The sequence below is a fragment of the Bradyrhizobium sp. LeoA1Lang genome (assembly GCF_055413685.1).
Window position 1 is genome coordinate 1 of record NZ_JBVAPG010000337.1, and the last position, 3,422, is coordinate 3,422.

At 64.0% G+C, this 3,422-nt stretch carries 3 protein-coding genes; 1 reads left to right on the forward strand and 2 read right to left on the reverse strand.

Annotated features, from left to right (window positions below; genetic code table 11):
- Positions 1 to 224: 224 nt before the first annotated feature.
- Entirely contained in the window at positions 225 to 605 is a 381-nt protein-coding gene (locus ACZYOF_RS43015; RefSeq protein ID WP_282526463.1) for a nuclear transport factor 2 family protein, read from the forward strand.
- Between the two features lie 256 nt (positions 606 to 861).
- Here the strand turns inward: ACZYOF_RS43015 and ACZYOF_RS43020 are convergent, their stop codons facing one another.
- Positions 862 to 1,473, reverse strand: coding sequence for a capsid cement protein (locus tag ACZYOF_RS43020; RefSeq protein ID WP_463719516.1), 612 nt, complete (start codon positions 1,471 to 1,473; stop codon positions 862 to 864).
- 90 nt (positions 1,474 to 1,563) lie between these two features.
- The gene (locus ACZYOF_RS43025) at positions 1,564 to 3,201 is read right to left on the reverse strand and encodes a phage major capsid protein (RefSeq protein ID WP_463719517.1); all 1,638 of its coding nucleotides are present in this window, start codon (positions 3,199 to 3,201) and stop codon (positions 1,564 to 1,566) included.
- Positions 3,202 to 3,422: the final 221 nt, after the last annotated feature.

Sequence of the window (3,422 nt, forward strand, 5' to 3'; positions counted from 1 at the left end):
CGAGCAGTGCAGGGAACAACGTGCTCTGTCCGCGATCAACCCCCTCTACGAATCCCGCCATCGCTCGTCCCCCGCCGATTCACTGGAGAATAATAGCAGAGGCACAGTTTTCACACGGCCTGGGCCCATAGCGGCCCCCGGTGCTTTCCTGAAAGGAGTGAGGACGACGCCCCTTGAGAGGCGTAAGATCAACGAGACAAGAGCCACCTAAATCGGAGGTCGAGATGGACGATCGAACCATAGTGGCGGAACTCCAGCGCCATTGGAATGCTTCAGACGCAAACGATTTCGAAACCGAGCATGACATCTATCGGGAGGATGCCGTGCTCGACTATCCGCAGTCGGGCGAACGCATCCACGGCCGCAGGAACATTCAAGAGAGCCGATTTGTGCAGCCGAACAAGAAGCGCTTCTCCGTTCGGCGCATTGTTGGCGGCGGCGACCTCTGGGTAAGCGAATTCGTCCTGACCTATGACGGGGTACCGTCCTACGTCGTGAGCATCATGGAATTTCGTGAGGGATTGGTGGCTCACGAAACGCAGTATTTCGGCGACCGGTTCGACCCCGCACCCTCACGTGCGCATCTTGTCGAGCGCCTAGGGTAGATCGCCGAAGCGAGTGGGCCCGAAGCCACCCAAGGGGACCCGCAACTATTCGGCGACAGCTCAACATCGGCGTCAGACCAGGCCCGCCAGCGAATTGACGCCGAGCACATGGCCGCCGTCGGGGCCTTCATCCATGGCAAGTCTATGAGTATCGATCATGCGTTGCACGCGGCCCATGGCGTCGCTTCTCCGTTGAGAGGATCAATGAATGGTCGACGCGCCGGCCGCGCACTGGCGGCCGGCGGTCGTTGGCGGATTAGAGGCCGATCGCAATCCAATTGACCTTCTTCGCGAAGGTGGTCGCCGCGACGGGCGTCGGGTCGGTGCCGCCCGTGTTTTTCCAGGTCTTGACGACGATCGATCCTGCAACGGGCGCGCCGGCCTGATCGCCGATTTGCGCGGAAACCAGGATCGGATCATCTCCTGGATCGCTTTCAAACGAGGCGACCGCGGAAAGCACCTTCGAGAGGCCGGTGACGACAGTGTCGGAGGCGGTCGCCGTGGTAAGCTGGCCACCGACGACGCGCAGCCCGCCGGCAGGACCGTCGAGGCACACCTGGCCGATCGTATCGGCGGCGCCCGCATCGGCGAAGGCCGCGCCGATCGCGCGCGTGCCAGCGCCAGGCACGGTCGTGAAGTTCTTGCTGCCCGCATCCCAATAGAGACGGTCGCCCTTGGTCCAGGCGGCGCCGGTCGCTTTCGGCAGCTCGAACACCCCACCTGCACGATTCAGCACCAGGTCAGTGCCGGCCGCCGCGGCCGCCACCGCGATGCCGTAGAACGCACCCGCGACGACGAAATCGCCGTTTGCGGTATTGGCCAGCGCGGTCACCACAATGGTGTGGCCCGCCTCGAGATAATTGTTCATGCTCGTTGCTCCATCGGCCCGACGGCCGGGTTTGAAGTGTCAGAGAAAGCGTGAGGAGTGGCGCCGCGCCTCTGCGCGGCGCCGGGATTACTAGCCGCCGTTGCCGGGGTTGTAGGCGAAGCCGCGCCAGTCGATGGCCTTCGCCGCGAAGTCAAGGCGGCCCTTGATCTGGATGCCGTCGACCTCGAAGCCCTGGCGCTGTTCGATGAACACGCCCTCTTCACCCTCGAGGTACGAATACTCGATAGTGTCGACGGTCGCGGGATCGGCGACCAGCAGCCACTTGTTTCCGGGGATGCGCGCCTCCGTGATGGGATCGAGCGCGTTCTGGAACACGTTGACGTCGCTGGAGGCCGACGGCGTGACTGCCGTCACCATCTTTTGAGCCTCAATCCGCTTCGCCGTACCGGTGAGAATGTAGCGCGGCATAAGGTTGAGATATTCGCGGTCCTCTCCCTTCTTAGCAAAACCGCGCTGGTCCCGAATCGCCTGATCGGCCTTGCCCAGATTGGTCTCGTCGATCGCCGAGGCCGCCATGAGGTTGCCGTGGTCCGCGTGGAACAGCTCCTTGCCATCACCCATCTTCGGGTTGTTGAGGATGATGTCGTAGACGGTCGAGGATTCCAGATCGGCAGCAGCGCGACCGACCATGGTCGGGATGCGATCGAAGGCGCTCAGATCATCGTTGATCAGCGCCTGCCGGGTGATCGCGACGATGCGGCCAAAGGTGGAGAGCGCGTACTGTTCGACACCATCGGTCAGGCCGCCATAGCTGTACTCCTGCCCTTCCCGCACCTTTTTGAACGCCGGCGCGGCGGAGAGCTGCACAACCGATTTCGCCTTGAAGTCGGGGTTATTCGACTGTCGGCAAAAGGCCTTGAAGGTCTGCGGCGCCGCGGTGTAGGCGGCGCGGAGGCGCTTCGAGGCGACATTCGCTAGCAGGTTGGCGAAATCCGACGTCGAATGCATGCCGCCGCGGGTGCCGAGCCCGAGCAGCACGCCGGCCAATTCGAGCCGGGACAGACCGCGAAGCCGCACGCCCTGCGTCTCTTCGATGAAGTGGCGGCCGGACTCGAGCAGCGACATGCCGCGATAGTTGCGCGCCATCTCACGCTCCGGCGCGTTCGCCGGGATCGCCTGCGGGTTGGCCCGCAACAGAACCGAGGCCTCAATCGCCGTGCGGATGGTATCGCCCTCGTCCTGGGTGATCCGAACGTGCGGGTTCTGCCGACCAGGAGCCCGCTGCGCGGCGAGATCCTGCAGGCGATCGGTCGCCTGCTCAACGGACCGGACGGCAGTGTCACCGATCACAGTGACCGCGTCCGCGGCCGTGAGGCCGAATGCCAAGGCACGCGCGTTGACGCGGCCGATGTCCGCAGCGCTCCACGCATGCGCTGCCGGCGCCGGCGGAGCGGCAGAACGCGCCTCCTCGGCCGCAATCTGCACCTGCACCCCGCTGGCCTGACGAACCAGCTCGGCGTGCTCGCCTTCGATGCGGGTGACATCGGCCGCCGGCATACCATCCTTGATCTCGGCGATCTTGGCCTCGGCCCGCTGGACGAGTTCGGCGTGCTGGTTGCGGAGCGCGAGCAGCGCGGCGTTCGCCATCACCAGCGTGTGCTGATCGGCGAAAACGACGGCCGCATGCGCGGCGTCGCTAAACAGGTACGCAACAATGGCGACGACGGCGAGGACCAAGCCCGGCGCCGCCCATTTGTGGATCTTCATCTGGAAGTTTCCTTCTGAGGGTGAAACCGGGGCAAAGCGCCTTCGTCCTGCGGCCCCGGTGATGGCGCAGGCGGCTACTGGTGAACGCGAGCGAACTAGTTGTTCATCGCAGTGATTTTGACGTTTTGATACCGAGCCATTCGAGGATGGGCAAGTTTTCGGGTGGCAAGAGGATCTCGATGCTTCGTGCGACGCCGGGCTGGCGGCGAATGAAGCCGTTC